The 24,071-nt window shown below is 66.8% G+C and carries 18 protein-coding genes; 8 read left to right on the top strand and 10 right to left on the bottom strand.

Annotated features, from left to right (window positions below; genetic code table 11):
* Nucleotides 1–113: 113 nt before the first annotated feature.
* Complete coding sequence (locus tag HK401_RS09230; RefSeq protein ID WP_181274335.1) at nt 114–656, top strand: TetR/AcrR family transcriptional regulator; 543 nt, start codon at nt 114–116, stop codon at nt 654–656.
* A gap of 75 nt (nt 657–731) precedes the next feature.
* Here the strand turns inward: HK401_RS09230 and HK401_RS09225 are convergent, their stop codons facing one another.
* On the bottom strand, nt 732–2,117 hold the full coding sequence (locus tag HK401_RS09225) for an FAD-binding oxidoreductase (RefSeq protein ID WP_219921816.1): 1,386 nt from the start codon (nt 2,115–2,117) through the stop codon (nt 732–734).
* Entirely contained in the window at nt 2,114–3,463 is a 1,350-nt protein-coding gene (locus HK401_RS09220) for an aromatic ring-hydroxylating oxygenase subunit alpha (RefSeq protein WP_219921815.1), read from the bottom strand. The genes HK401_RS09225 and HK401_RS09220 overlap by 4 nt, the downstream gene beginning before the upstream one ends.
* A 155-nt stretch (nt 3,464–3,618) precedes the next feature.
* Between HK401_RS09220 and HK401_RS09215 the strand changes: the two genes are divergently transcribed.
* Nucleotides 3,619–4,542 carry a LysR family transcriptional regulator gene (locus tag HK401_RS09215; RefSeq protein ID WP_181274334.1) on the top strand — a complete coding sequence of 308 codons (924 nt, stop codon included), beginning with the start codon at nt 3,619–3,621 and terminating at the stop codon, nt 4,540–4,542.
* Nucleotides 4,543–4,645: 103 nt separating this feature from the next.
* The gene (locus tag HK401_RS09210; protein ID WP_181274333.1) at nt 4,646–5,980 is read left to right on the top strand and encodes an APC family permease; all 1,335 of its coding nucleotides are present in this window, start codon (nt 4,646–4,648) and stop codon (nt 5,978–5,980) included.
* A gap of 81 nt (nt 5,981–6,061) precedes the next feature.
* On the opposite strand, the gene HK401_RS20695 is transcribed toward HK401_RS09210, so the two are convergent.
* Nucleotides 6,062–7,033 (bottom strand): hypothetical protein, encoded by a 972-nt coding sequence (locus HK401_RS20695; RefSeq protein ID WP_258234091.1) that lies wholly within the window; start codon nt 7,031–7,033, stop codon nt 6,062–6,064.
* A 179-nt stretch (nt 7,034–7,212) separates the two neighbouring features.
* Here HK401_RS20695 and HK401_RS09200 point away from each other — a divergent pair, with 179 nt between their 5' ends.
* Nucleotides 7,213–10,596: a hypothetical protein gene (locus tag HK401_RS09200; RefSeq protein WP_258234090.1), complete on the top strand. Its 3,384-nt coding sequence runs from the start codon at nt 7,213–7,215 to the stop codon at nt 10,594–10,596.
* Nucleotides 10,597–10,649: 53 nt separating this feature from the next.
* Here the strand turns inward: HK401_RS09200 and dsdA are convergent, their stop codons facing one another.
* Both dsdA and HK401_RS09190 read right to left on the bottom strand, forming a co-directional pair.
* Nucleotides 10,650–12,065 carry a D-serine ammonia-lyase gene (dsdA, locus tag HK401_RS09195; protein ID WP_181274332.1) on the bottom strand — a complete coding sequence of 472 codons (1,416 nt, stop codon included), beginning with the start codon at nt 12,063–12,065 and terminating at the stop codon, nt 10,650–10,652.
* Nucleotides 12,066–12,094: 29 nt separating this feature from the next.
* Nucleotides 12,095–13,060, bottom strand: coding sequence for an ABC transporter substrate-binding protein (locus HK401_RS09190; RefSeq protein WP_181274331.1), 966 nt, complete (start codon nt 13,058–13,060; stop codon nt 12,095–12,097).
* A 250-nt stretch (nt 13,061–13,310) separates the two neighbouring features.
* Here HK401_RS09190 and HK401_RS09185 point away from each other — a divergent pair, with 250 nt between their 5' ends.
* Nucleotides 13,311–14,339 (top strand): siderophore-interacting protein, encoded by a 1,029-nt coding sequence (locus tag HK401_RS09185; RefSeq protein WP_181274330.1) that lies wholly within the window; start codon nt 13,311–13,313, stop codon nt 14,337–14,339.
* Nucleotides 14,340–14,377: 38 nt separating this feature from the next.
* On the opposite strand, the gene HK401_RS09180 is transcribed toward HK401_RS09185, so the two are convergent.
* A complete protein-coding gene (locus HK401_RS09180) occupies nt 14,378–15,322 on the bottom strand; it encodes a DMT family transporter (RefSeq protein ID WP_181274329.1) in 945 nt (314 codons plus the stop codon).
* A gap of 82 nt (nt 15,323–15,404) precedes the next feature.
* On the opposite strand from HK401_RS09180, the gene HK401_RS09175 reads away from it, so the two are divergent.
* Complete coding sequence (locus tag HK401_RS09175; RefSeq protein WP_181274328.1) at nt 15,405–16,307, top strand: LysR family transcriptional regulator; 903 nt, start codon at nt 15,405–15,407, stop codon at nt 16,305–16,307.
* Nucleotides 16,308–16,365: 58 nt separating this feature from the next.
* The gene (locus HK401_RS09170) at nt 16,366–16,887 is read left to right on the top strand and encodes a class I SAM-dependent methyltransferase (RefSeq protein ID WP_258234089.1); all 522 of its coding nucleotides are present in this window, start codon (nt 16,366–16,368) and stop codon (nt 16,885–16,887) included.
* A gap of 128 nt (nt 16,888–17,015) precedes the next feature.
* On the opposite strand, the gene HK401_RS09165 is transcribed toward HK401_RS09170, so the two are convergent.
* Nucleotides 17,016–18,518 carry an FAD-binding oxidoreductase gene (locus HK401_RS09165; protein WP_181274327.1) on the bottom strand — a complete coding sequence of 501 codons (1,503 nt, stop codon included), beginning with the start codon at nt 18,516–18,518 and terminating at the stop codon, nt 17,016–17,018.
* Between the two features lie 32 nt (nt 18,519–18,550).
* The gene (locus HK401_RS09160) at nt 18,551–19,918 is read right to left on the bottom strand and encodes an MFS transporter (protein ID WP_181274326.1); all 1,368 of its coding nucleotides are present in this window, start codon (nt 19,916–19,918) and stop codon (nt 18,551–18,553) included.
* Between the two features lie 200 nt (nt 19,919–20,118).
* Between HK401_RS09160 and HK401_RS09155 the strand changes: the two genes are divergently transcribed.
* Nucleotides 20,119–21,180: a DUF2332 domain-containing protein gene (locus HK401_RS09155; RefSeq protein WP_258234088.1), complete on the top strand. Its 1,062-nt coding sequence runs from the start codon at nt 20,119–20,121 to the stop codon at nt 21,178–21,180.
* Nucleotides 21,181–21,384: 204 nt separating this feature from the next.
* On the opposite strand, the gene HK401_RS09150 is transcribed toward HK401_RS09155, so the two are convergent.
* Entirely contained in the window at nt 21,385–22,413 is a 1,029-nt protein-coding gene (locus tag HK401_RS09150) for an LLM class flavin-dependent oxidoreductase (protein ID WP_181274324.1), read from the bottom strand.
* A 268-nt stretch (nt 22,414–22,681) separates the two neighbouring features.
* Nucleotides 22,682–23,860 (bottom strand): PucR family transcriptional regulator, encoded by a 1,179-nt coding sequence (locus tag HK401_RS09145; protein WP_181274323.1) that lies wholly within the window; start codon nt 23,858–23,860, stop codon nt 22,682–22,684.
* Nucleotides 23,861–24,071 lie beyond the last annotated feature (211 nt).

Here is a 24,071-nt window from a genome sequence, read left to right as displayed (position 1 = left end):
CGGACTATAGTCCGTATATGAGCGACCTTAACGGACCGCAGTCCGATTCCACAAGAGGGCCGTCGCCGGATCTTCCTCTGGCGACGGCTGCGAAACCCCAACGAGCCGACGCCATGAGAAACCGACGCAAAGTCCTCGAAGCGGCGTCCGAACTCATCGCCGAGGTGGGTGTGAGCGGTCTGACCATGGATGTGCTGGCCAAACGCGCACAGGTCGGCAAGGGCACGTTGTACCGGAACTTCACCGACAAGGCCGGGATCGCCTCGGCACTGCTCGACGATCGGGTCCGCGATATGCACGCGCGGATGATCCAAGGTCCCCCTCCGCTGGGACCCGGATCGCCTGGGATCGAACGGCTGGCAGCCTTCGTCGAATCGTACATCCGGCACATCTCAGGCAACCTCGATCTCGTGCTGCTCACCGAGGCCTCGAGTCCCAGGGGACGCTTCGACAGGATCGTCTACCCCTTCTGGCGCCTGCACATCGAAGTACTCATCAGGGAAGAGCGCCCCGACGATGCTCGATTCCGCGCCGAGGCGATCATGGCGGTGCTCTCGGCCGCTCAGCTCGAACAGTGGCTGCGGCTCGAAGGACACGAACTCGACGAACTCATCACTCGCGTGCAGGAGGTCGTGGTCGGCATCGCGCGCGGATGAGCTGACTCCGGGCCTCGACGCTTCTGAGTCACGGGTGGTGCCCCGGTTCGGATGCGATGACTCCCCGCGCTGTGCTCACGTCTCGACGACGAGGTCGGTCAGCGGGGTCGAGCAGCAGGGCAGGAACTTTCCGGCGGCGATCTCCTTGGGACGGATGCCTCCGGCATGGTTCATCTCGACCTCACCGCTGACCAGCGTGGATTTGCACGTTCCGCACGCGCCTTCCGCACACGACGAGGGCATGGAGAGCCCCGCGTCCAAGGCGGCGTCGAGCACCGTCGTGTCAGAGTCGCAGTCGATGCTGCGAGCGCTGCCCACGAAGTCGATCGTGTGGCGGGCCCCGGCGGATGCGGCGCCGCTCCGGCCCGCCCGCCCACCTGACCGCGACTTCGCCACACGGTCGGCCGGAGCGGTCGCGAAGACGAACGATTCCTCGTGCACCTGCGCCACCCTCGCCTCCGCGAGGAGGGGACGCACGGCGTCCATGTATCCGCTCGGTCCGCACACGAAGGTCTCGCGGTCGGCCGCGTCGGGGACCACCTCGGCGAGGGTCCTCGCATCGAGCCGACCATGCCGCCCCGTCCAGGTCTCGGTCTCGCTGTCGCGGGAGCAGAGGATGGTGACGCTGACCCCGGCGAGCTCGGCGAGCTGCTCGAGTTCGGCGCGGAAGATGATGTCCACGGGGGTGGCGGCACTGTGGACGAACGCGATGTCCGTGGCCGGACCGCCCTGCCTGGCCAGCAGGCTGCGGACCATCGACATGATCGGGGTGATACCCGATCCGGCGGAGAGGAACAGGTGGCGCTGCGCCGGGTGGAAGCTCGTGCTGAACAGTCCGTAGGGGCCGTCGACGTGGACGCGGTCGCCGACCCGGATCGAATCGTGCAGATAGGTCGAGACGACTCCCCCGACCACCCGTTTGACGGTGATGGTGAAGGTGTTCGTTCCGAACGGCGCCGAGGAGATCGAATAGCAGCGCTCGAGTCCGAGCCCGGGGATGCGCATCGTCACGTACTGCCCGGGTTCGAAGTCGACGGCGGGCATCCATGCCGCCCGCAGTTCGAAGGTCTTCACGTCGTGGGTGACGTCGGTGATGCCGACGACATCGACGAACCCGGTGAGCAGTTCGGGATCGAGCTGCGGTTCGACGGCGGTCGCGCCCGGGGCTGCCGGCGGAGACGCGGCGCGAGTCTGGGCTGCTGCGACGGCCTGCGCCGATGCTGCCACGGGCACGGGGACGAGTGCCGAACCGACACCGACCGGACCGACACCGACCGGACCGACGCTGACCGGCGCAACGCCGATCGTTTCGTCAGCGGCCGGCCGACGATTCCGTGTCGGCACCCGGAAGGTCGCCTTGCCCGCCGCGATCGGCGACACCGTCGAGAGCGGCGACAGCGCTGTCGGAGTCGACGCCTGATATCCCGCTGCGGGACCGAAGGTCGAGTGACGGTATCTCATCGCCGTAATCCCTTCTCCTTGTGCGTCGTGAGCTCCTTGTGCGCCCTGAGCCGTTCGATGTACCAGGTGACGAAGTCATCGACCTGCGATTCGGTCGGCGCATAGGGGCCGGGTTCGTACGCCGGCGACGAGATCCCCAGATGCCCGCGTTCGCAGAAGGCGGCGTCCTGCTCGTTCGTCTTGATCCATACCGTGGTGAGGTTCTCGAGGTCGTAGTCGACGCCTTCCTCCGCATCGGCCCGGACGAGCCAGGTGGTGCGCACGAGCGTCTTGTCCTCGGCCAGCGGCAGCAGGCTGAACGTCACCACGTGGTCGCCCATCGCGTGGAACCACATGTTCGGCTGCACATGCAGCGAGGCTCGGCCCAGGACGAAGGTGTCGAGGTTGCCCAACAGCTTCGCCGAGGCGGCCGATCCGTCCATCGTGTACGACTCGCCCTTCCCGTCGAGCGCTGCCCGTTCGATGCGGAATCCCGTCGGCCGTCCGCTGAGTTCCTCGACGAGTGCGTAGGGCAGGCCGTTGCGGTCGCAGTCGGCGTGCAGCTGCGCCTCGGCGTCGAGATACCGCTGGTAGGCCGGCTGCAGCCGTTTGGGGATCTCCTCGGGTGCGTACCCGTAGGTGGGGAAGAACGTGCAGGTCAGCTCCGGATGCCCGGCCTCGCAGTGGTAGCACTCGCGGTTGTTCTCCATCACGAGCTTCCAGTTCGAGTCCTCGATGAGGTCGACCTGCGCAGCGACCTTCGTTCCGGCGATGTCGTGACCGGTCAGGTAGGGCTCGATCACGGCGGCCACCTCGTCGATGTCGTCGGGCGGGGTGGGGCTGAGGCAGATGAAGATCAGCCCGCCGATGACACGGACGTTGACCGAGCGCAGGGAGAAGCAGCTCCGGTCGAAGCCGGGGGCCTGGACACCCGCGGAGATGAGGTCGCCAGCTGGGGTGTAGGTCCATTGATGGTAGCCGCAGACGATGTTGCCCACAGATCCGGACAGGTCGTTGAGCAGTCGGGTGCCCCGGTGGCGGCAGACGTTGTGATGAGCCCGGATCTCGTCATCGTCGTCGCGGATGACGATGACCGAATAGGTGCCGATATCGATCGTGAGGTAGTCACCGGCCTCGGGCACCTCGGCGGTCGAGGCGACGAAGATCCATGTCGAGGCAAAGATCGCCTCGAGGTCACGGGCGAAGAATTCCGGGCTGATGTAGAACGGCGCCGGCAGCGAGTATCCCGGCACGCGTTCGTCGATGAGTCGGTCGATGTCGGTCGGTCCGTGCCCACCGGATCCGGCGAGCACGCCTCGGCTGCCTGAGTCGGATTCGGTCCGCTTCTGCTCTGGTGCCAGAGTCAATTCGTCCACCACCTCGTCGTGATCGTCGGCCGCCTCCCCCGCCGGCCCCTGTGCCGGCTGCGGCCACGGAGTCTGTGCTCCTTGCCCCCAGTGTCCGCGAGACGGCTGCTGAAGAAAAGCGAATATTCTTCATCCGAATCGTGCAATACTGTTGCATGATCGATCCGCGTCTCCATGTCCTCCGCGTCCTCGCCGAGGTCGGCACCCTGACCGCGGCGGCACACCGTCTCGGGTACACGCCGTCGGCCGTATCGCACCAGCTGAAATCCCTGTCGAAGGACCTCGGCGTGCGCATCGTCGAACCGCGCGGCCGGGGCCTCATTCTCACCCGGGCAGGCGAAGTCCTCCTCGAGCGCTCGCAGGAGCTGTTCACTCGGTGGGAGGAGATCCGCGGGGAGCTCGACGGCCTCGATTCCGGGTCCGACATCCGCAGTCGTCGACTGCGTCTGTGCGGGTTCTCCACCGCCGCGGCCACACTGCTGCCACCGACGGCGAGCGCCGTGAAGGAACTCTTCCCCGGTGCCGAGGTCACGATCATCGAGGCCGAACCCGAGGAGTGCTTCGACCTGCTCGTGGCCGAGCACGCCGATGTCGCCGTCGTCGTGGCCACCGACCCGCTGCCTCCGCGCGGCGACACCCGCTTCGAACAGGCCGCTCTCTTCTCAGACCGGCTCGATCTGCTCGTTCCCGCCGGACACCGGCTGGCCCGACGAGCGGCGGTGACGCTGAGCGAGGCCGCCGAGGAGTCGTGGATCCTCGACCGGGCCGGCTCGCCGTATCACCGGTTGGTGCGTACGGCCTGCGCGGCCGCCGGATTCCAGCCCGAGCAGGCCCACCAGTCACGCGAATGGGAGACGGGAGCAGCGCTGGTCTCGGCCGGGCTCGGCGTCGCGCTCATCCCCCGCCTGGCCAGGCTGCCCGACGGCTTCGACGTCGTCCGGGTGCCGCTGCGCGGGGATCCGGTGCCCTCGCGGAAGATCCTCACCGGCATCCGCAGCGGTTCGGGATCGCAGCCGATCATCGCCTCGGCGCTGAAGGTCCTCGAATCGGTCTCCACCGAACTCGCCCAACCGGAGTGAGTGCCGGGCAGGCAGGAGCAGGGTCGGTCCGGCGACGGCCCCAGCCAGGGGCCACCCAACCGGAGTGACATACTGTCCAGGCAGACCGGATACGAGGAGCATCATGGAAACAGGGACACTGCGGCGGACGATCGGGCTCACCGAGCTCGTCTTCTTCGGACTCGTCTTCATCGGCCCGGCGGCCGCCGTCGGTGTCTTCGGCACCCTCGACGCCCGTTCGGGCGGCGCGGTAGCGCTCGTCTACATCGTCGCCACGATCGTCATGGCCTTCACCGCGGTCAGCTATATGCGCATGTCACGGGAGGTCCCGCGCGCCGGCACCGTCTTCGCCTACGCCTCGGCGGGCATCGGGAAGCCAGCCGGGTTCGTGGCCGGCTGGATGATCCTGCTCGACTACCTCTTCATCCCCTCCGTCGCGTATCTCTTCACCGGAATCGCGCTCAACTCGATCTTCCCGACCATCCCGGTATGGGCGTTCGTGGCTGTGGCCGTCGTCCTCACCACCGGGCTCAACCTCGCCGGAGTCAAGGTCGCCTCCCGGGTGATCACCGGAGTCGTCCTCGCCGAGGTGGCCGTCCTCGCCCTGGTCCTCATCCTCGGCATCGCCTACCTCTCCCAGCACGGACCGACCCGCGATTGGCTGACCCCGCTGACCGGGGTCGATGCGTTCTCCGTGACCGCCGTGCTCGCGGCCGCGTCCGTGGCGGTGCTGTCGTATCTCGGATTCGATTCGCTCGCGACGTTCTCCGAGGAGGCCAAAGGCGGTCCCAGAATCGTCGGGCGGGCGACCCTCATCTGCCTCGTCCTCGCCGGCCTGTTCTTCGTCGCCCAGACCTGGGTGGGCAGCCTGCTCTCACCGCTGTCGCCGGCCGAGCTGCAGGCCGACCCCTCCCTCGAGGGCGCCGCCTACTACAGCGCTGTCGATTCGACGCTGGGTTCGTGGCTGCACTGGCTGCTCGCCTTGGCCAAGGCCGTCGGCGCGGCGTTCTCCGCGATGATCGGGCAGGCCGCAGGCTCCCGCATCCTCATGGACATGGGACGGTCCCGGCAGGTCCCGTCCTTCCTCGCCGAGGTGGCTCCCAAGACCGGTGTGCCCTGGAAAGGGATCCTCGTGGCCGCGGGCGGGAACGTCATCGTCGCCGGGTGGGCTGCGACCCGGGCCGATGGCCTCGACCAGCTGACCTCGATCGTCAACGTCGGGGCGCTCACGGCGTTCGTGCTCCTCCAGGCCTCGGTCGTCGGCTACTTCCTCGTCAAGAAGCAGGGAAGCGAAGCACCGAGCTGGTTCAACCACGGGGTGGTTCCCGTCATCGGAGCCGGCCTGCTCATTGCGGTCCTCGTCAGTGCCAATCCCCTGGCTCTGATCATCGGGGCGATCTGGTTCGTCATCGGCATCGGGGTGTACCTGCTGGAGAACCGGCGGCAGGTTCGGGCGTGAGACCATCGACGACAGGAGCACACTGACGAACCTCGGCGGGCGAGTCACCATGCCGGTGGGCCGCCTCGGTGAACGTGATTCTCAGTCCTGCAGGCGGGTCGTGCCCTCATCTCCGCCCGAGGTGTTGAGCTGTTTGGCGTAGCAGCTGTCGGGTCCGAGACCGTGCGATGAGCACCAGGACAGGGCGTCCTCGGGATCGCTGTAGCCGATGCCGACGACGGTGACCCAGAAGTTGCTCTCCCTGAAGCTGCTGAAGTCACCGGACCAGACGAGCCTGACTCGCGGGTATTCCTCACGCAGCTCTTCGTGCTCGTCGAGGATGTCCTGCTCCTTCCACGTCTTGCCCTCGGCCTCGAGGCCGACCTTCTTCGAACTCAGCTGCGGCACCCATTTCCCGTCGAGGTCGTCGGTGACCGCCTTGCCGTCGGTCGCGGCGAGCTGCTTGAGCGCCTCCTTCGGGTCGTCGGGAAGCTTCGACTCCGTCTCGGTGGGTTCAGGGTCCTCGCTCGCCGCAGCCGATTCGTCACCGGCACCGGTCGGTTCACCGGTCGGTTCGTCGGTCGGGGCGACAGCGGCGTTGTCATCGGAGCCCCGGGGGAACAGGTTCGCGGCTCCCCACCCGATGCCGACGCCGAGGACGATGACGACCACGGCGAACAACGCGATCAGCCCGCCGCGCTTCTTCGGCGCGGGGCTTGCCTGCTGCTGGTAGGGGTACTGACCCTGCTGAAACTGCGGCCCGGTCTGCGGGTGGGGCGGCTGACCTTGGGAGTATGACTGCTGACCCTGCGGGTAGGGCTGGGCACCCTGGTTGTATGCCTGCTGGATCGGTCGTTGGTTCGGCTGCCCGCTCTGCGAATGGGGTGCCTGGACGTAGGGGCGCGACTGCGGCTGGGCAGGTCCGCTTTGCTGGTGGGGCGGCTGCGGTCCCGGCTGCGGCGCGCCCCACCCGTTGTTCGACTGCGGGGTGGCTTGCGACGGCCATTGGCTGCCCGACCGGTCGTTGACGTCCCACTCGTTCTCATCTCCGCGTCCGGGAGGGTTCGCACTCATCGGCAACTCCAGATCGTTCAGTCGCTCACGCTTTGTCTCAGAGTAAGTCGTGAAAATAACTTCCCCTGCTTTTACAGCCTAATATAAGTGTGAACTACATATGACCTGCAGCGTTCCGATGGTTGAACGATTTAAATTACTATTCGGAAACTTCCGGCAACGGCACTTGAGGACTGAGCATGACCGACCCTTCCGACGAGACCACTCCCGAAACACCGTCGAGCCCGAAGAGCCCAGATGAGAAGCGGCCCGCCGACAACACGGCGGACAGCTCAAAGAAGTCCACTCAGCCTTCGAAATCGAAGGACTCGAAGAAGGACGCTTCGACGAAATCGGGCAAGTCGAAGAAACCCGGTGGTTCGGCGAATACGGACCGCTCGACCGAACAGGGTGATTCGGCGACGACGGAGAGTGCCGTCACCGAGACCGCCGACGAAACGGTGACCGCCGAGAGGCCCGAGGTCGCCGACGAGCCAGACGCCGATCCGACCCAGGAGACTGCTCGGTGGGCTCCACCGGCCGAGGGCCAGTCCGGCGGTTCCGCAGCGACGCCCTCGGTCGACTACTCTGCACCGGCGCCTCCGCAGTCAGCTCCGAACCCGTCCGGAACGGGGACCTATTCTCCGAGCACTGATCCCTACGTCCAGGGCACTGCCGGGTATGCACGCGGAGCCGATCCCTACGGACAGAGCTCGTACGCACAGGGTTCGGGGCCTTTCCCTCAGACCCCAGGCCCCTATCAGCAGGGCTCGGGACCCTTCCCGCAGGGCTCGGGGCCGTTCGCCCCCGGAATGGCACCCCATCCTCAGGCCTCGGGGCCGGTGCCCTACCCAGCCGGGCCGGGACAGCCGGGGAATTCGACGACGTCACGGTTCACCTCGGCGCTGGCGAAGGGTGCCACCTGGCGCACCGCGCTCATCCCACCGGGGATCGCCCTCCTCGGCGGGATCGTCGTCGCGATCATCCTCACGGTGATCCTCGCGTCGATGCAGGACTTCTCGTCCATGTCGGAGGAGGTCGGGTTCGACCTCGACGGACTCAGCTATGCCATGCCGTTCATCCTCCTCGCCCTGTCCCTCTTCGGGTCTGCGGTGCTGCGGTTGGACATCCACGCTCCTGACACCTTCGACGCGAAGCTGAACATCTTCATGTCCGGGGCTCCGCTGGTGCTCACCATCCTCGTCATCGGCCTGCTGTGGTGGATGACGAAACTCAGCGAACGGAGAGCACCGTCACCGAACCGAGTCGCCACGTGGATCCGAATCGCGGTCTCGACGCTGACGATGACCCTCGTGCTCTTCCTTCTGCAGCTGATCTTCGCCGCCCGCTTCTCGAGCTTCGAAAGCGACGGCACTCTGACCTTCTCGTTCTCGGCGATCACCGCTAGGTCGTTCTTCCTGCCCCTTCTCGCCATTCTCATCACGAGCATCGCCGGCCGTGTCGCCGGCCATTTCAAGGGCACCGAAGCCATCGGCGCTCCGTTCCTGCGCTGGGCCGTGCCGCCGCTGCTGGTCACCTGGGTCCACCTCGTCGTCACCGTCGGCCTGTTCTCCGTCGTCGCGATCTTCGTGCTCCCGTTCTCGGTCGATATGCCGGGACAGCTGGTGCCGCTGACCTTCGTCAACATGGGGCTCATCCTCACTTCGCTGACCCACCTCGGCGGGATCAGTGCCACAGCGCAGGGTGACCTCGGCTTCTATTCGGACAGCTTCTCGGAGAACTTCACGATCTTCAGCCGTGATGCCCCCGGCCAGCTCTGGCTGGGTCTGCTCGTGGTGGTCGTGGCGGTGCTGATCTCGACCTTCGTCGCCACCGTCGTCCGACGTCCCTCGTGGACCGTCGTCGAGGCGGACAAGCAACAGTGGGCGAGCGCGTGGAAACTGCCCCTGGCGTTCTGCCTCGTGTGGGGACTGCTGTCGCTGCTGGCGATTCCGATGCGGATGTCGATGTCCGGATCCGCCGAGGCGGCCATGTTCTTCGGCGGTTCCGGTGCGGCCCGTGCGGGCATCGGTCCGCTCGCGTGGACGTTCCTCATCTTCGCCGTGTGGGGCGGAGTCATCGAGGTCCTCTCGCGCACGCTCGGCCCCCGGCTCGTGCTCACCTTCCCAGCAATCGCACGGATCGCCGCCGGCCGTGCCGTGCACCCGCACTGGGGCCCCCACCTGGGCATGAGCGAGCCGCGCTTCGCATTCGTCCATCCCGACCTCGCCAGGGCGGCTGCGCCGACGGCACCGCCGATGGCGCCACCGCCCGGGTCGACTCCTGCCTACGGCTCCCAGCCCGGTGCGGGCCAGCAGCCCTACCCGTCACCGCCCAGTCAGCCGCCCCAGGGGACTCCAGCGGGTCAGGCTCACAATGGGACTCCCGCAGGCGCACAGCCCTCCGGGTCTGCATCGGGCCAGCAGGCGTACGCCGCGTCACCGGGAGCGTTCGGTTCGTCGCCAGCAGGGTTCGGTTCCGCCGACGGGACTCAGCCTTATGGTGCAGCTCCCGCGAAGCCCTTCGACAAGAGGAAGGCGACGCTCGTCTCCGCCGTCGCCGGCGGTGCGGTCCTCCTCCTCGTGGCTGCGCTCATCGTCGTCACCCAGGTCAACGGTCACATGTTCGGGCCCGAGGCGACAGCGGAGAAGTACTTCTCGGAGCTCTCCGACGGCGACGCCGAGGGCGCACTCAAGGTCGCCGACGTCGATGTCCCGCAGGAGTCACGGACCCTGCTGACGAACGACATCCTCGGCGGGGCCAAGGCTCTGCCCGGCGATGTCACCGTCGGCGATGCCGACATCTCCGGCGACACAGCCACGGTCGATGTCACCTACGATGTCGGCGGCTCCAAGGGCAACAGCACGCTGACCCTGCACAAGGCGGGCAAGAAGGCTCTGTTCTTCGACGACTGGGCACTCGAAAGCCCCGAACTGCTCACCCTCGCCGTCGACACCCCCGGCCTGCAGAAGGTCAAGGTCAATGGGATCGACGTCGACACCGATGGTTCGGCCCTGGCACTGCCGGCCTTCCCCGGCCTCTACACGATCGGTCTGGCCGAGAAGTCCGACCTCATCACCGCCGACCCAGTCGAGGTGCGCGCCTTCCTCGGTGATGACGCTGACTCCGATACTGAGGGCGAGGATGTGCCGCGGCTTTCCGCCCAGCCCTCCGACGCCTTCCGCACCGAGGTCGACAAGCAGGTCAAGACCCTCATCGACAGCTGCGCGAAGAAGACGGTCGCCCAGCCCGACGGATGTCCGTTCGGCTCGTCCCTGGCCGACAGCTACGATGCCACCGGCCTGAAATGGTCGATCTCGTCGTATCCGACGGTGACCGTCGCCGATGACACGGCCGGCTCCGACGGCTATTCGGATCCGGCGGATGCGACCGGCCCCAACGGCGGGCCGGCATGGCTGATCTCTTCGGATTCCTCGGGTGAGGCGCTCGTGACCGGCAGCTATGAGGGTTTCGACGATGACGAGCCCTTCGATGACACCGTGTCCTTCGACCTCAACGGCACGGCCGAGATCGTCGACGGCAAGGTCGTCATCACCGTCAGTGACGACCCCTGGGACTGGTGACCGAGGCAGCGTGAGCCCGGCTCATCCGCAGAGTCGTCGCGGATGGGCCGGGCTCAATCGATGAAGATCGCCGAGGCGGGGCTCGTGATCATCGGCATGAGTCGGGTGCCCTCGGCGACGTAGCGGGACCGTTCGTCGTCGGGGACCATCGCTCCGCCGGTGAGCCACACGAGGTGTGTGCTCACGTTCGGCCACGGGAATGATGCCTCGAGGTTCTCGCCTCCCGCATCAGCTGTGCCGGTCGACGTCCGCGTTGCCGAACCCAGACGCCACGGAATGCTCAAACCCGTGGTCGCCGAGGGTTCGACGTCGATGCCCTCTGTCTCATGGAGGACTCCGACGCCGGCGCGGATGACGTCGTCGGGCACCGAGGCGAAGCCCGAGATCAGAGGCCCGATCGTCGGCCCGATGAACCGTGAGGGTCGGGCGACGGCCAGCCCGTCGGCGGCGGTCGCACCGGTCAGTCCGATGTCCTGGACGGCGATGTCGCTGTGCCGACCCGATCGCACACCGAGGAACATCGCCGGGGCCTGACTCGGTTCGACGAAGACGCAGTGGACGTTGTCGCCGAAGACTCGCTTGAGTCCGAAGGTCACTCCCCCGGGGCCGCCGCCGATTCCGCAGGGCAGGTAGACGACGAGGCGGTGGTCGGCATCGACCGTGACTCCGGCCGCCTCGAGCTGGCGGGCCAGTCTCAGAGCCGCGACCGAGTACCCGACGAAGAGGCTGACCGAGTCCTCGTCGTCGACGAAATGTGCCTTGACATCCGCTTCGGCGGAGACTCGCCCTGCCTCCACGGCCTCGACGAAGTCCCCGGCGTGCTCGATGACGTCGACTCCGTGGTCGCGCAGCATCGTCTTCTTCCATTCCCGAGCGTCGGCGGACATATGCACCGAGGCGGCGAACCCGAGGCGAGCGCCGAGGATTCCGATCGACAGCCCGAGGTTGCCCGTCGACCCGACGACGAGCCGGTGCACGGCGGCGATCTCCCGGAATTCGGCACTCGGATACGTAGCGGGATCGGCAGCATCGAGGCCATGGTCGGCAGCGACCGCCTCGGCGAATTCGAGGACCTCATGGAATCCGCCCCGAGCCTTGATCGACCCACTCACCGGCAGAGCATCGTCGCGTTTGAGCCACAGTTCGCCCGCGAGCCGGGTGCCGAACAGTCCGTCGAGGCGCTCGTGCGCTGCCGGGGCTGCGACCAGCGGCGACTCGATGAGACCACCTGAGCGCGCCGACTCAGGCAAGGCCGCAGAAACCCCGGGCGCGGGTGTCGCGGTTTCGGGGAACGTCGCGGCGAACCACGGGGCGAAGCGGTCGAACCGGGCCGCCGCGTCATCCATCATGTCGCCGAGGTCGGGCAGGGCCGCCTCGGCGGGGGTATTGCGGATCCAGGTGGTCGGGGCACCCGTCGCCAGCGATCGGATGATGTCATCGTCGGACAGATCAGGTGGGAGTGCGCTCATGGAGCGATCGTACCGGCCGGCCGCCGGGCTCACTTCTTCACGATCTCCTTCGCGCCATCGATGACGTCGGCGAGTTCGCCGAGCCATTCGGCGTAGCCGTCATAGGTGTACGCGCGCTTATCGTCCCAGGTCCCCAGCTGTCCGGCCTTGACGGCGGGCAGGCTCTTGTACACCGGGTTGTCTTCGTAGTCGGCGGATGCGTCATGGACAAGGAGGACGTCGGCGGGGTAGTCGGACATCTTCTCCCAGGACACCTCCGCCCAGCTGGATTCGTCGGTGGCTTCGGGGCCGACGAGGTTGAGGCCGTCCTCGCTGAGCATGTCCGCGATCCCTGAGCTCTTCGAGGTGTAGTTCATCTCCGAGCTGAAGTTCGCCAGCAGCACGGTCAGCGGCCCCTTCTTCTTCGTGACCTCGCGCAGGCGCGCTCGGGCATCCTCGTAGGACTGGCGCTTGTCGGCGATGCCACCGGTCTCGGTCTCCTTCCCGAGCGCCTTCGCGATCGCCGCGTACTGGGCGAACATCTGGTCCGGGGTCTGGTTGCCGAGTTTGACGGGTACGAACTTCACGAGGTCGGTGACCTGGTTCTTCACCTTGTCGTCCCACCAGGTCCACCCGTCGCCCTTCTCGTTGCCGTAGGCGACCATGATGTCCGGTTCGGCGACGGCGAGCGCCTCGAGGTCGAGCTCCATGTCGGTGCCGACGACCTTCACGCCCTCCGAGTCGAAGGACTTGCCGGGCGACTCGTTCTGCCCGAACCCGAAGACCGCGACCGGCGTGATCCCGTACTGGGCGAGCCCGGCCGCCGAGTAGAAGTCGGCGGCGATGCGTTCGGCAGGTCTGTCGAGTTCGATCGTCAGCCCGTCATAGCCCTCGGGCGAGTAGGAGAAGTTCCGTGTCGATCCCGTGGCCGCACGGTCCCCACCCTTCTCGTCGGTGCAGGCGACGAGCGCGAAAGGGGCGAGAACTGACAGGGCGAGGAGCGAACGGCGATGCATCGAGGGCCTTTCGGTGATGGTCGAGTGGTGATGAAGTCGCTGGTGACAGGGTTGTCGATCGAGACGATCGCGGTTCGGATGTGACCGAACTCAACAGGTCCGCGATCACATTAACACTATTTGGAAAGGCTTGCCTTACCGCTGTGGCGTAGAGTGGGAGCGGACGCTCAGGCGTCCCCGACTGCTGCACCTGCGATCCCTTGCCGATCGCGGGACGAACCCGAGGATCTCGGGAAGTGAAGGAGAAACTGTGTCACGAGCACCCATAGGCGGCTTCGACGCTACGGTCATCGCCGTCGAGGACCTCAGCCCCTCGTTCCGCCGCATCACGTTCGGCGGCCCCGGACTCACCGGCTTCGGCCCCAAGACGCATCCGCGCGATCTGCGCATCAAACTCATCATCCCCCCGGCCGGCGCCACGGCACCCGAGTTCGAACTCCTCGGCTTCCTCGCCGAACAGGAGGAGGCCGGCGTATCCTGGTACCAGGCCTGGCTGCAGGTAGACCCCGCCGTCCGCGGTGCGATGCGCACCTACACCGTGCGGGAATGGCGCGATGACGAGCGCGAACTCGTCGTCGACATGGTGCTCCACACCGATGAGCACGGCCATTCGGGTCCCGCCGCCCAGTGGGCCGAAGCCGCCGAGGTCGGCCACTCACTCCACATCATCGGACCCGCCCGGGACTTCGACGGCCCCTACGGCGGCATCGAATTCGCGCCCGGCGACGCCCACCAGATCCTCCTCGCCGGTGACGAGACCGCGGTTCCCGCAATCGCCTCGATCCTCGACTCGCTCAAGGACAGTTCGGTCCAGGGCAAGGCCGTCCTCGAGATCCCCCGCGCCGAGGACATCATCGATCTCCCCGCTCCGGACGGTTTCGAAATCGAGTGGCTGCCGCGCGGCGGCGCCGAGTTCGGCGCGCTGCTCGAACCGGCCGTGCGTGAGGTCGTCCGGGCCGAGTCGAAGGTCCTCGCCGAGGTGGGGGCCGGCTCAGGTGCGTCCGCCGAGGGTTCAACTGCCGCGGAATCCCCGGCCCGCGAGCTGGAGGACGTCAACATCGACGAGGAGATCCTCTGGGATGTTCCCGCCGCGCTGACCCAGGCCGCCCAGGGCAGTTCGAGCGAGACCGAGAAGGATGCCCGCCCGTTCTACGCCTGGATCGCCGGCGAGGCCGGACCGGTCAAGCGCCTGCGCCGCTACCTCGTCCAGGAAGTCGGAGTCGATCGCAAGCAGATCGCGTTCATGGGCTACTGGCGACAGGGCAAGGCCGAGGGTTGAGCCCAGCTGAGCTGGGACCTGCTTGCCCGGGTCTCAGCTCAGCGCCGTCGCAGTGACCCGATGATCTGCGGTCCGATCGCACAGCCGGCACCGGCGAGGCAGAGGACTCCGCCTGCCGCTGCCAACGGCGGCGGCACCTCGGCGAGGATGATCCACGCGAGAACGACGACGATCGCGGGAACCAGCAGGCTCGACGAGCTGAGCAGACCAGCCGGCAGCACGCGGATGGCGTAGCCCCACAGGTTGAAGGCGATCGCGGTCGGCACCACTCCCAGGTAGATCACCTGCAGGGTGATCGACAGGGGTGCGGCCGTGATGTCGCCGATGAGGTTCGGGGTGAAGAACAGGCACGCGAGGGTTCCGGCGAGGATTCCCGCCCATGTCACCGTCACGGAGTCCTCGTGCGAGAGGAAGTGCTTCTGGATGAGCACGCACCCGGCGTAGAGGAGGGCGGCCGCAACGCTGAGCACCAGGCCGACCACTGTGAAGACTCCGGTGAAGCTCGCGGCGGTGATCATCCCGATGCCGGCCAGCGAGATGAGCACGCCGATGATCAGCCGCTTCGGCAGCCCCTCTCCGAGGACGAGGCCCGCGAACACCGCGACGATGAGCGGGGCGATATTGACGATCATCGAGGCGGTGCCGGCATCCATCGAATGTTCGGCGGCGTTGAGCACGACGACATAGGCAGCGAACCACGCCACGCCCCAGAGGACGACGATCAGCCACACCCGCTTCGACCGAGGGAAGCGGGGACGGCGGACGAGCATCCACAGCGAGAGGACCACGGCCGCGGAGAAGCTGCGCAGGAGCGCCATGGCACCCGGGCCGAAGTGGGGCGCGGCGTCGCGGATGACGACGAACGACGAGGCCCAGAAGACCATGGTCAGCAGTGCCGCCGCCCACGGGAGTGCGGAGATGCCGCCGCGACTGGCATCGAAGGGCTGCACCACGGAGGTTTCCAGGTCGGGGTTCGTTCTCATACCAGTGATTATTGTGCGCACAACCGTATAAGAAAAGCGCACACTATTGCACACCTGTGCGTGAAGTCCGTACAGTCAAGTGATGGACACCGTTATGCATCTCCAGTCGTTCAAATCGGTGGCGACGACCGGATCCGTGCGTTCGGCCGCACAGCACCTCGGACTCTCGCCGTCGGCCGTGAGCCACCACATCAAGCAGCTCGAGAGGGAGACCGGACTCGCTCTCTTCGCCCGACGCGGACGCGGACTGTGCCTGACCGACACCGGTGCCACCATCCTCGGCGAGGTCGATGCGGTGCTCGACGCCTCGAGTCGGCTGCACCAGCGGATCTCCGAACTGCAGGAGAGCCGAAGCGATCGCCTCTCGATCGGATACTTCGCGTCGGCGGGCACGCGGTGGCTGCCCGAGCTCGTCGCCTACCTGGAGAACCGCTATCCGCACACCTCGGTCCAGCTCAACCTGAGCGAAGGACCGTGGACGGAGCTGTCATCGGACATCCAGCTCGTCATCTCCTCCTCCCCCGAGCTCGAATTCCCCGCCGAGGTGGACGCGTCCTTCCTCGTCGAAGACCCTTACGTGGTGGCCGTATCCGACGATCATCCGCTCGCGCAGCGCTCGGCGGTCGGGCTCGGCGAGCTCGCCGATCACCAGTGGATCGACAACGACACGGGTGACGGACCGTGCCGGACGATTCTCTTCGACGCCTGTGCGCGTGCGGGAGTGCAGGTGAGCTTCAAGCACGAAGCCCACAGCTTCACCACGGCCCTGCACATGGTCAGTCGCGGGCTCGGCGTGACGATCCTGCCCCGCTTGGGAATCGACCCGCTGCCGGCAGGGGTGACGATCGTGCCGATCGCCTCGCCGGTACCGACCCGTTTCCTCCACGCCATCAGCGACCCCGGCCACCCTCAGCAGGCGCTCATCGCCGATGCGATCGCGGCACTGCGCGATCTCGCCGTCGACGATGCCGCACGGGTCGCGTGATGCACCCGCTGCCTGAAGGTTGCCTGGGGCACTCGCTGCCATGGCCTAGCCTGATGTCATGACGCAACGCGACGGCTCGGCCGGAGATGCCGACTACGGAGTCATCGGACACGGCTGCAGGAACTACCGACAGCCCGAACCCGCCTTCGCTGCGGCGATCACCGCGGCCCTCGGCGATGCGGCACGGGTCCTCAACGTCGGCGCCGGAGCCGGTTCGTACGAGCCGACCGACCGGCAGGTGACCGCGGTCGAACCCTCGGCGGCGATGCGCTCGCAAGGGCCTGGCCACCTCGGCGAGGCCATCGATGCGACCGCCGAGTCACTGCCGTTCGACGACGACACCTTCGATGCGGCGATGACGACGTTCTCCGTCCACCAGTGGAGGGACCTTGAAGCAGGCTTGGCCGAACTGCGGCGAGTGGCATGCGGCCCGGTCGTCATCATGACGTGCGACCCTGATCTGCTCGAGCGGTTCTGGCTCACCGACTACGCTCCCGAGGCGATCTCGACCGAGGCGAGGCGGTCGCACGCTTCGACACGGATCTTCGACGCGACCTCGACGACGGCACCTGGGACTTGAGATTCGGACACCTGCGGAACCAGCCGAGCTTCGAGGGCTCGCTCGTCCTTATCGTCGCTAAGCCCTGAGGGCGGTACGCCGGGCGCGGCCCCGCGCCCACTCCGGGCAGACCCGGGCACCGGGCCAACTCAGATCTCGGCGAGCATCTTTCCCGGGTTGAGGATCCCCAACGGGTCGAGGGCGTTCTTCACGGCCAGTTGGATGCGGCGTGAACCCTCGTCGAGTTCGTTCGGCAGCCAGGCCCGTTTGAGGTAGCCGACTCCGTGCTCGCCGGTGATCGTTCCGCCGAGGTCGAGGCCCACACGCATGATCTCCGCGAAGACCTCCTCGGCCTTCGCCGTCTCCGCCTCCTCGCCGGCGTCGAAGAACACCGAGGGGTGCATGTTGCCGTCTCCGGCGTGCGCGACGAGGGCGATCTCGAGCCCGGAGGACTCCTGCAACGCGGCCAACCGGTCGCAGAATTCGGGCACTGCCGTGCGCGGCAGGCACACATCGTCGAGCAGCTGCCCACCCCCGTGGGCGTTGGCGAACTTCTCATACGCCGGCTGGATCATCCGTCGGGCGGTGATGAGCGCCGCGGAGTCGGTCGGATCGTCGGAGTACGCGACGTCGATGGCTCCGCAGGCTCGGGCCACCTCGGCGAAGGACTCCATCGCCGCTTCCGAATCGGTCGGCTTCTCATCGACCTGCATGATGAGCATGGCGCCGGCCTCGGCGTCGAGGCCGAAGTCTCCGTAGTCGTTGAGCATCCGCAGGCTCGCGCCGTCGAGGAATTCGAGCAGGCTGGGCACACCGCCTGCGGCCATGAAGTCGGCCACGGTCTGCAAGCCGCTGCGCTCGTTCGGGAATGTCGCGATCGCGGTGAACGGGTCTGGCAGTTTCGGGATGAGGCGCAGGGTCGCCTCGACGACGATGCCCAGCGTGCCCTCGGAGCCGATGAACAGGTGGCGCATGTCGAGTCCGGCCACGCCCTTCGCCGTCTGCGGGCCGAGCGTGGTGATGGTCCCGTCGGCAAGGACGACCCTCAACGAGCGGACGTAGTCCCTGGTGACACCGTATTTGACGCAGCACAGTCCGCCCGCGTTCGTGGCGATGTTGCCGCCGATGGACGACAGCGCCACCGACCCGGGATCGGGCGGGTAGGACAGTCCGTACGGGGCGAGGTGGTCCTTGAGGTCCTGGTTGATGATGCCGGGTTGGACGGTGACGAGGCGTTCGGCCGGGTCGACGGCGATGACCTCGGTCATCTTCGACACGTTGAGCAGGATCGCTCCCGGTGAGGCGTTCGCCCCGCCCGAGATCCCCGACCGTGCGCCCTGTGGGACGACCGGGACGGAATGCTCGGTGGCGAAGCGCATGACCTCCTGCACATCCTCCACCGAGGTGGCTCTGACCAGGGCGATCGCGCCCTCGCGAGGGCAGAACAGGGCTTCGTCGCTGGCGTGGGCGTCGATGACGTCGGGGTCCGTCGTCAGCGCGCCGTCGCTCAGTCGGGCTGCGAGATCGTCGAGTGGCGCCGTGGTTGAGCTGGCGGTCGGGTCCGCGGCCGCGTCAGCAGCTGAGGTGGCGGTCGGGGCGGCCCGATCACCCGCACCTGTGTGACGGTCGGTTATCGTCTGCTCACTGCTCATGCTGACCTCCTCGAATCCGGGTCGACGCCGACTTATTTCCGCAGCGTCGCCTCCAGGTTATCGGGCGCGGGTGCGGCCTTGAGGATGAGGGTGACGATGCCGGCGGCGACCATCGCGGCGCCGACGACCCACATGCCGGCGTTCTGCGTTCCGGTGAGGTCGGCGAGCCAGCCGGTGATGTAGGGGGCGAAGAATCCGGCCGAATTGCCCAGCGAGTTGATGAGTGCGAGACCCGCTGCGGCACCGGCACCGGCGAGGAAGGTCTGCGGCAGGGGCCAGAAGGTCGGCAGTGCCGCACAGATCGCCATGCAGGTGATGGTCACGGCGATCATCGTGGTGAACGGCGAAGACAGGTAGAGGGCGATCGGGATCGCCACACCACCGACGAACAGCGGGATCGCCACGTGCCACACGCGTTCGTTCGTCCGGTCTCCGTGGCGGGACCAGAAGTACATGGCGAGCGCGCCGAAGACGTAGGGGATCGCCGTGATGACACCGATCTCGACGATCGAGTACTCGATGCCGAAGGTCTCCTGGAAGCCCGAGATGATCGTCGGCAGGAAGAAGCTCATGGCGTAGAGGCCGTAGACCATGCCGAAGTAGACGAAGGACAGCGCCCACACGCGCGGCTGCAGCAGCGAGCGGCGAACCGGGTAGTGGAAGGTCTCGGCCTTGTCCTTCTCCTCGGCATCCATCGTCGCCTGCAGCCAGTTGCGCTCGTCGGCGCTCAGCCACTTCGCATCGCGAGGGTGGTCGGTGAGGTAGACGATGCACATGATGCCGAGCAGGATCGCCGGCACACCTTCGATGATGAACATGAACCGCCAGCCGGCGAATGCCTCGAACACCGAATTGCCGCTCGAGATCAGCCAGGACGACAGCGGTGAGCCGATCACGCTCGAAAGCGGGATCGCGAGCATGAACAGCGCGGTGGCACGAGCGCGCATCGAGGTCGGGAACCAGTACGTGAGGTAGAGGATGACGCCCGGGAAGAATCCCGCCTCGGCGACTCCGAGGAGGAACCGCAGCGCGTAGAGCCAGTAGTGATTGGGCACGAAGGCCATCGCGGCGGCGACGACACCCCAGCTGATGAGGATGCGGGCGAGCCAGATTCGAGCGCCGAACCTATGCAGCGCAAGATTCGAAGGCACTTCGAGGATGAGGTAGCCGAAGAAGAAGATGCCGGCGGCGAACCCGAACTGGGTCGCGTTCATCGCGAGGTCTTCGTTCATTCCGCCCGGGCCGGCGATGCCGAGGTTCGTGCGGTCGAGATAGTTGATGAAGTACATCGCGATGATGAACGGAATGAGCCGGACGATGACCTTGCGCATCGTCCGTTTCTCCAGCGCCGAATCGGCTGGAGTCGCTCCGCTCACTGACGGGCTCACCTCGGATGACATGTGATCTCCCTCGATCAGGTCGGGCCACTGTGATGGCCGCTGACGACGCTATGGCAACACAGTACGTCAGCCGGTCCCTCCCGCCTAGCGTTCTGGGCCGGAGTACCGAATACCGGGACAGGGAGGGACGGCCTCGACAAGTTCGGCGCAGTGCCTCGTTAAGCTGAGTCCACGCAGACCGAAGGAGCCACATGCAGCCGATGACCGAGCTCGACGCCGAGACCCTGCGCGACTACTACCGGACGTTCGCCCGCGTCGAGGCCACCGACACCTCCCCGATCTACACCGCCTGGGCCGAGGGCGTCGCCGCCGACGACGAGGTCATCGCCCGGCTCCTCGATCTGCCCCGGCCCAAGCGCCAGGCCAACCTGCTGTTCGCAGCGGCGCGCCACCTCGGTGCGGGTGAGGGATCCTATGCGGATCTCCGTTCGTGGCTGCTCGAGCATTGGACGGAGACGCGGGAACTCATGCTCGCGCGGTCCACGCAGACGAATGAGGCGGGCCGGTGTGCGACGCTCCTTCCGGCGCTCGCGCGGATCGATGGGCCGATTGCGCTCATCGAGGTCGGTGCTTCGGCGGGGCTGTGCCTCTATCCCGATCGGTACAGCTACCGATACACGATCGCCGAGGCGGCCGGTCCCGCCACCTCGGCACGCACGGCCGGTCCCGATCCTGCGCGAACGGTCCGGCTCGATCCGCCGAGCGGGCCGAGCCCCGTGCTCATCGACTGCGAACTGACCAATGTTTCGGCGCCTCGTGGTCTGCCCGATGTCGCGTGGCGCGCGGGGATCGATCTCAATCCGATCGACGTCACCGATGCCGGCGAGTGCGAGTGGCTGCGTTCGCTCGTCTGGCCCGAGCATGATGTTCGGCGCAAACGTCTGATCGCAGCGGCCGCGCTCGTTGCCGAGGATCCGCCGAGGTTGGTCCGCGGGGATCTGCTCGAGACGATCGAAACCTTGCTCGCCGAGGTGCCCGCCAGCACCCAGCCGATCGTGTTCCACAGTGCGGTGCTCGCGTATATCGGCGCCGAGGCGAGAGCCGAGTTCGCGACTCTCATGCGCTCGCGCGAGGATGTGGTGTGGATCAGCAACGAAGGGGCTCAGGTGCTGCCCGACATCGGGGCGCAGGTGGAGGCCGGTGCCTCGGGCGGGCACGCTGCCGACGGACGGTTCGTCCTCGCCGTCGATGGCGAAGCGATCGCCCTGACCGGGCCGCACGGTCAGAGCTATGAAGGACTGGCAGATCGTGAGCACGAGTGAAGAGGTGCGCCAACCGGCCCGAAATCGGCGCTGTAATCAAGGAGTCGACGACCCCGGGAGGCTCGTTCAAGCCAGAGCGCAGATTTCGACACGTGCGCCTTTCGAAGACTGAGCTGCGCCTTGATCGAGGCTCGGTCCATGAGCGCCCCCTTGAACGAAGCGTCGGCAGTGAGCAACGGTGGATAGTGCCACCGAGGTAGGCGCCTAAGAACCTGCCGGTGTCCATCCGAGCTTCGGACCGATCTCCGTGGCGAGCTGGTGGAGGATGTGCTTCCAGTCCTCGAGCTCGAACTCGAATGGCAGCTCGAACAGGTAATCATCCGAGGCCTGGAACGCCGGGTTGGACAGCAGGTAGTCGACGATCTCCTCGGTCGAGCCGAGCAGGTCCGGAGCGATGATCGTGTTCTTCCCGTGAACCTGCGTCGTCCGCGGAGTCCGCTCCTCCGCGTACTTCCGGTATTTGGCCGCCTGCGCTGGACTCGCTTCATCGGTGGGAACGATGACCCGAGCCAGGCTGACGCGTCCGCTCTCACCGCCGAGCGCCTCGCGGTATGTCTCGATCTGGTTGACCTGGTTGAGGGAGAAGTCTTCGATGTCGTCTTCGGCCGAGGTGATGTTGCTCATCAGCCAGTTCAGTCCGGCTTCGCCCGCCCACGCGGCCGAGCGCAGCGATCCTCCCCCGTACCAGAGGCGATCGCTCAGTCCGGGTGCGTGCGGTTCCACCCTTTCGGAGTCGATATCCCCGCCGAACCCCTTGTACTCGGGCTTCTCCCGCACCGAGGCTCCCGCGAGGAGATCATGCAGACGCTCGATCCGCGCGTAGCTGTAATCCTCGCCGCGCCACCCCTCACCATGGACGATGTCGTTGACCTCCTCGGTGAAGGCCGGCGGATGCACGCTCAGTCCCGGCAGTACCCGACCTTTGGAGAGCACGTCGGCAACGGCGAGGTCCTCGGCCAGCCGGTACGGGTTCTCCTGCCCGACGGGAATCACCGCGCTGCCGAGCCCGATCCGCTCCGTGTGCTGAGCCAGCGCGGCGAAGTACACCGCCGGCGACGGCAGCCCGTACTGCATGTGCCGGGTGCGCACCCATCCGCTGTCGAGACCGAGTTCCTCGGCGAAGCGGAACAGCTCGATGCCCTCGGCCAGACCACGGGCAGGGTCGTCGCGGTCGAAGGGAACGAGGTGGATGAATCCGAGGTGGCCGACTCGGCCGTTTGTCGACGTGCTCACAGTGCCTCTCTTCCGGTGCCCCAGCGAGGCATCGTCCGACAATGATTGAACCCTCAACTTATATCAGTACGAGCTGAAACCGGACCGCACGACCGTCACACTGGCTCGTCACACCCCGTCCACCCGACCCCAGGCGCCTCACTCAAGCCCCAGCGCACATGTCGACCCGAGCACGGTTCGACATGTGAGCACAGCCTTGAACGACGTACCGTCGGCGCGCTCGCCCTTGAACGAGGCGGTGTCGAACTGAGACTGCAGGCGCGCTTGGTCAGGCCCATCCGACGACCAGTCGGGCCGCCTCGGCGGGGATCGTCGGGTCGAGTCCGGTGAGCTCGGCGAATCGGCGCAGACGGTTGGCCACGGTGTTGCGGTGGCAGAAGAGTTCGGCCGCACTCGCCCCGATGCTCCCCGAGTGCAGATACGCACGCACGGCCTCGACCAGCCGCTCCCGCTCGGCCGTTCCGCACCCAGCGAGCGCCTCGTCGACATCGGAGATGACGGAGCTGCCCGCCTCACCGAGCGCACGTGTCGCCAACCTGGCCCACCCACGCCGCCAGGTCATCGCCCCACCCTCACCGGATCGGAGCACCTCGGCGAGGTCACGAGCGGTCAGCGCCGATCTGCGCAGGTGCGCGATCCCGGGCGCGGTCACCAACCCCACCCTCTCCTCGGCGATCCGCTGCTCGATGCTCGTCGCGCGCGTTCCAGCGGAGCCCGAACCGTCTGCGGCCGCGGTGAACGCGATGAGCACGTCGCCGAGGTGGTGCGTGAAGACTTCACCACCCGAGCGCTCGACGTCGGAGACGAGTACCCGCAGCGCGGAGATGTCCTCCCCGCGGGCAGCGACGACGAGCAGGGTCGCCGTGGGATCGATCCCCAGCGCCGAGGCGATCGTGACCAACCGTTCCTCGCTCGGGTCGAGATCCTGGAACAGTCCCGCGATATAGCCCTGCCGCACGGAGGACTCCTCCGCGCGCATCCGTGCCAGTTCGGCCGTATAGGCCTGCTGCACCCGGGAGACGTATTCGTCGACGGTGGACAGCACGATCCCCGTGTGACGGATGACGAGTTCCGCGTCGTCCTGGCTTGCCACTCGAGTGAGGACCTCCCACAACACGTTGAAATCGTGTCGGATCGCGGTCATCAGCGCTTCGAGGGGAATCCCCGCCCGGGCCCGGGAGACCCCGACCTCGGTCGAGACCGTCACGGGTCCGTCGAACCCTCCGGCCCTCAGGCCCTCGATGAGAGTTCTGAACGACGAGCGTCCGGTCCGACGCAGCTCGGAGACCGGAATCGGGGCAGGGTCGTAACCGGAGACCTTGACCACTCTGGTCATGAATCGCTCGGTCAGCTCGTCGATGTCGAGGGCGTCGAGAAGCTCGTGCCACCTCATCTCATCGCCGGGGAGCGGGCGGTCACGGAGCTGACGGTCATGGTCGGCAGTCATCACCCCAGAATATGTGCAGATGCACAATCGCACACGCAGTTTCAGCGACAAATGCGTCTGGAAAGAGACGCGCGACACTCGGTAAGGTCGAATTCTGTCGGTCGCGGACTCTCCCGGGTCCCACTGAACGTGACCGGCCCGAACGACTCGACCGTTCCGGGGCCCGCACGGGCCCACCTTAGCCGCACGTCGGCTGCGGCACGGAACGTGT

This window comes from Brevibacterium oceani, from assembly GCF_013623835.1.
Classification (GTDB): Bacteria; Actinomycetota; Actinomycetes; order Actinomycetales; family Brevibacteriaceae; genus Brevibacterium; species Brevibacterium oceani.
The sequence above is the reverse complement of the archived record's forward strand: the minus strand, read 5'-3'. Positions and strand labels throughout refer to the sequence as shown.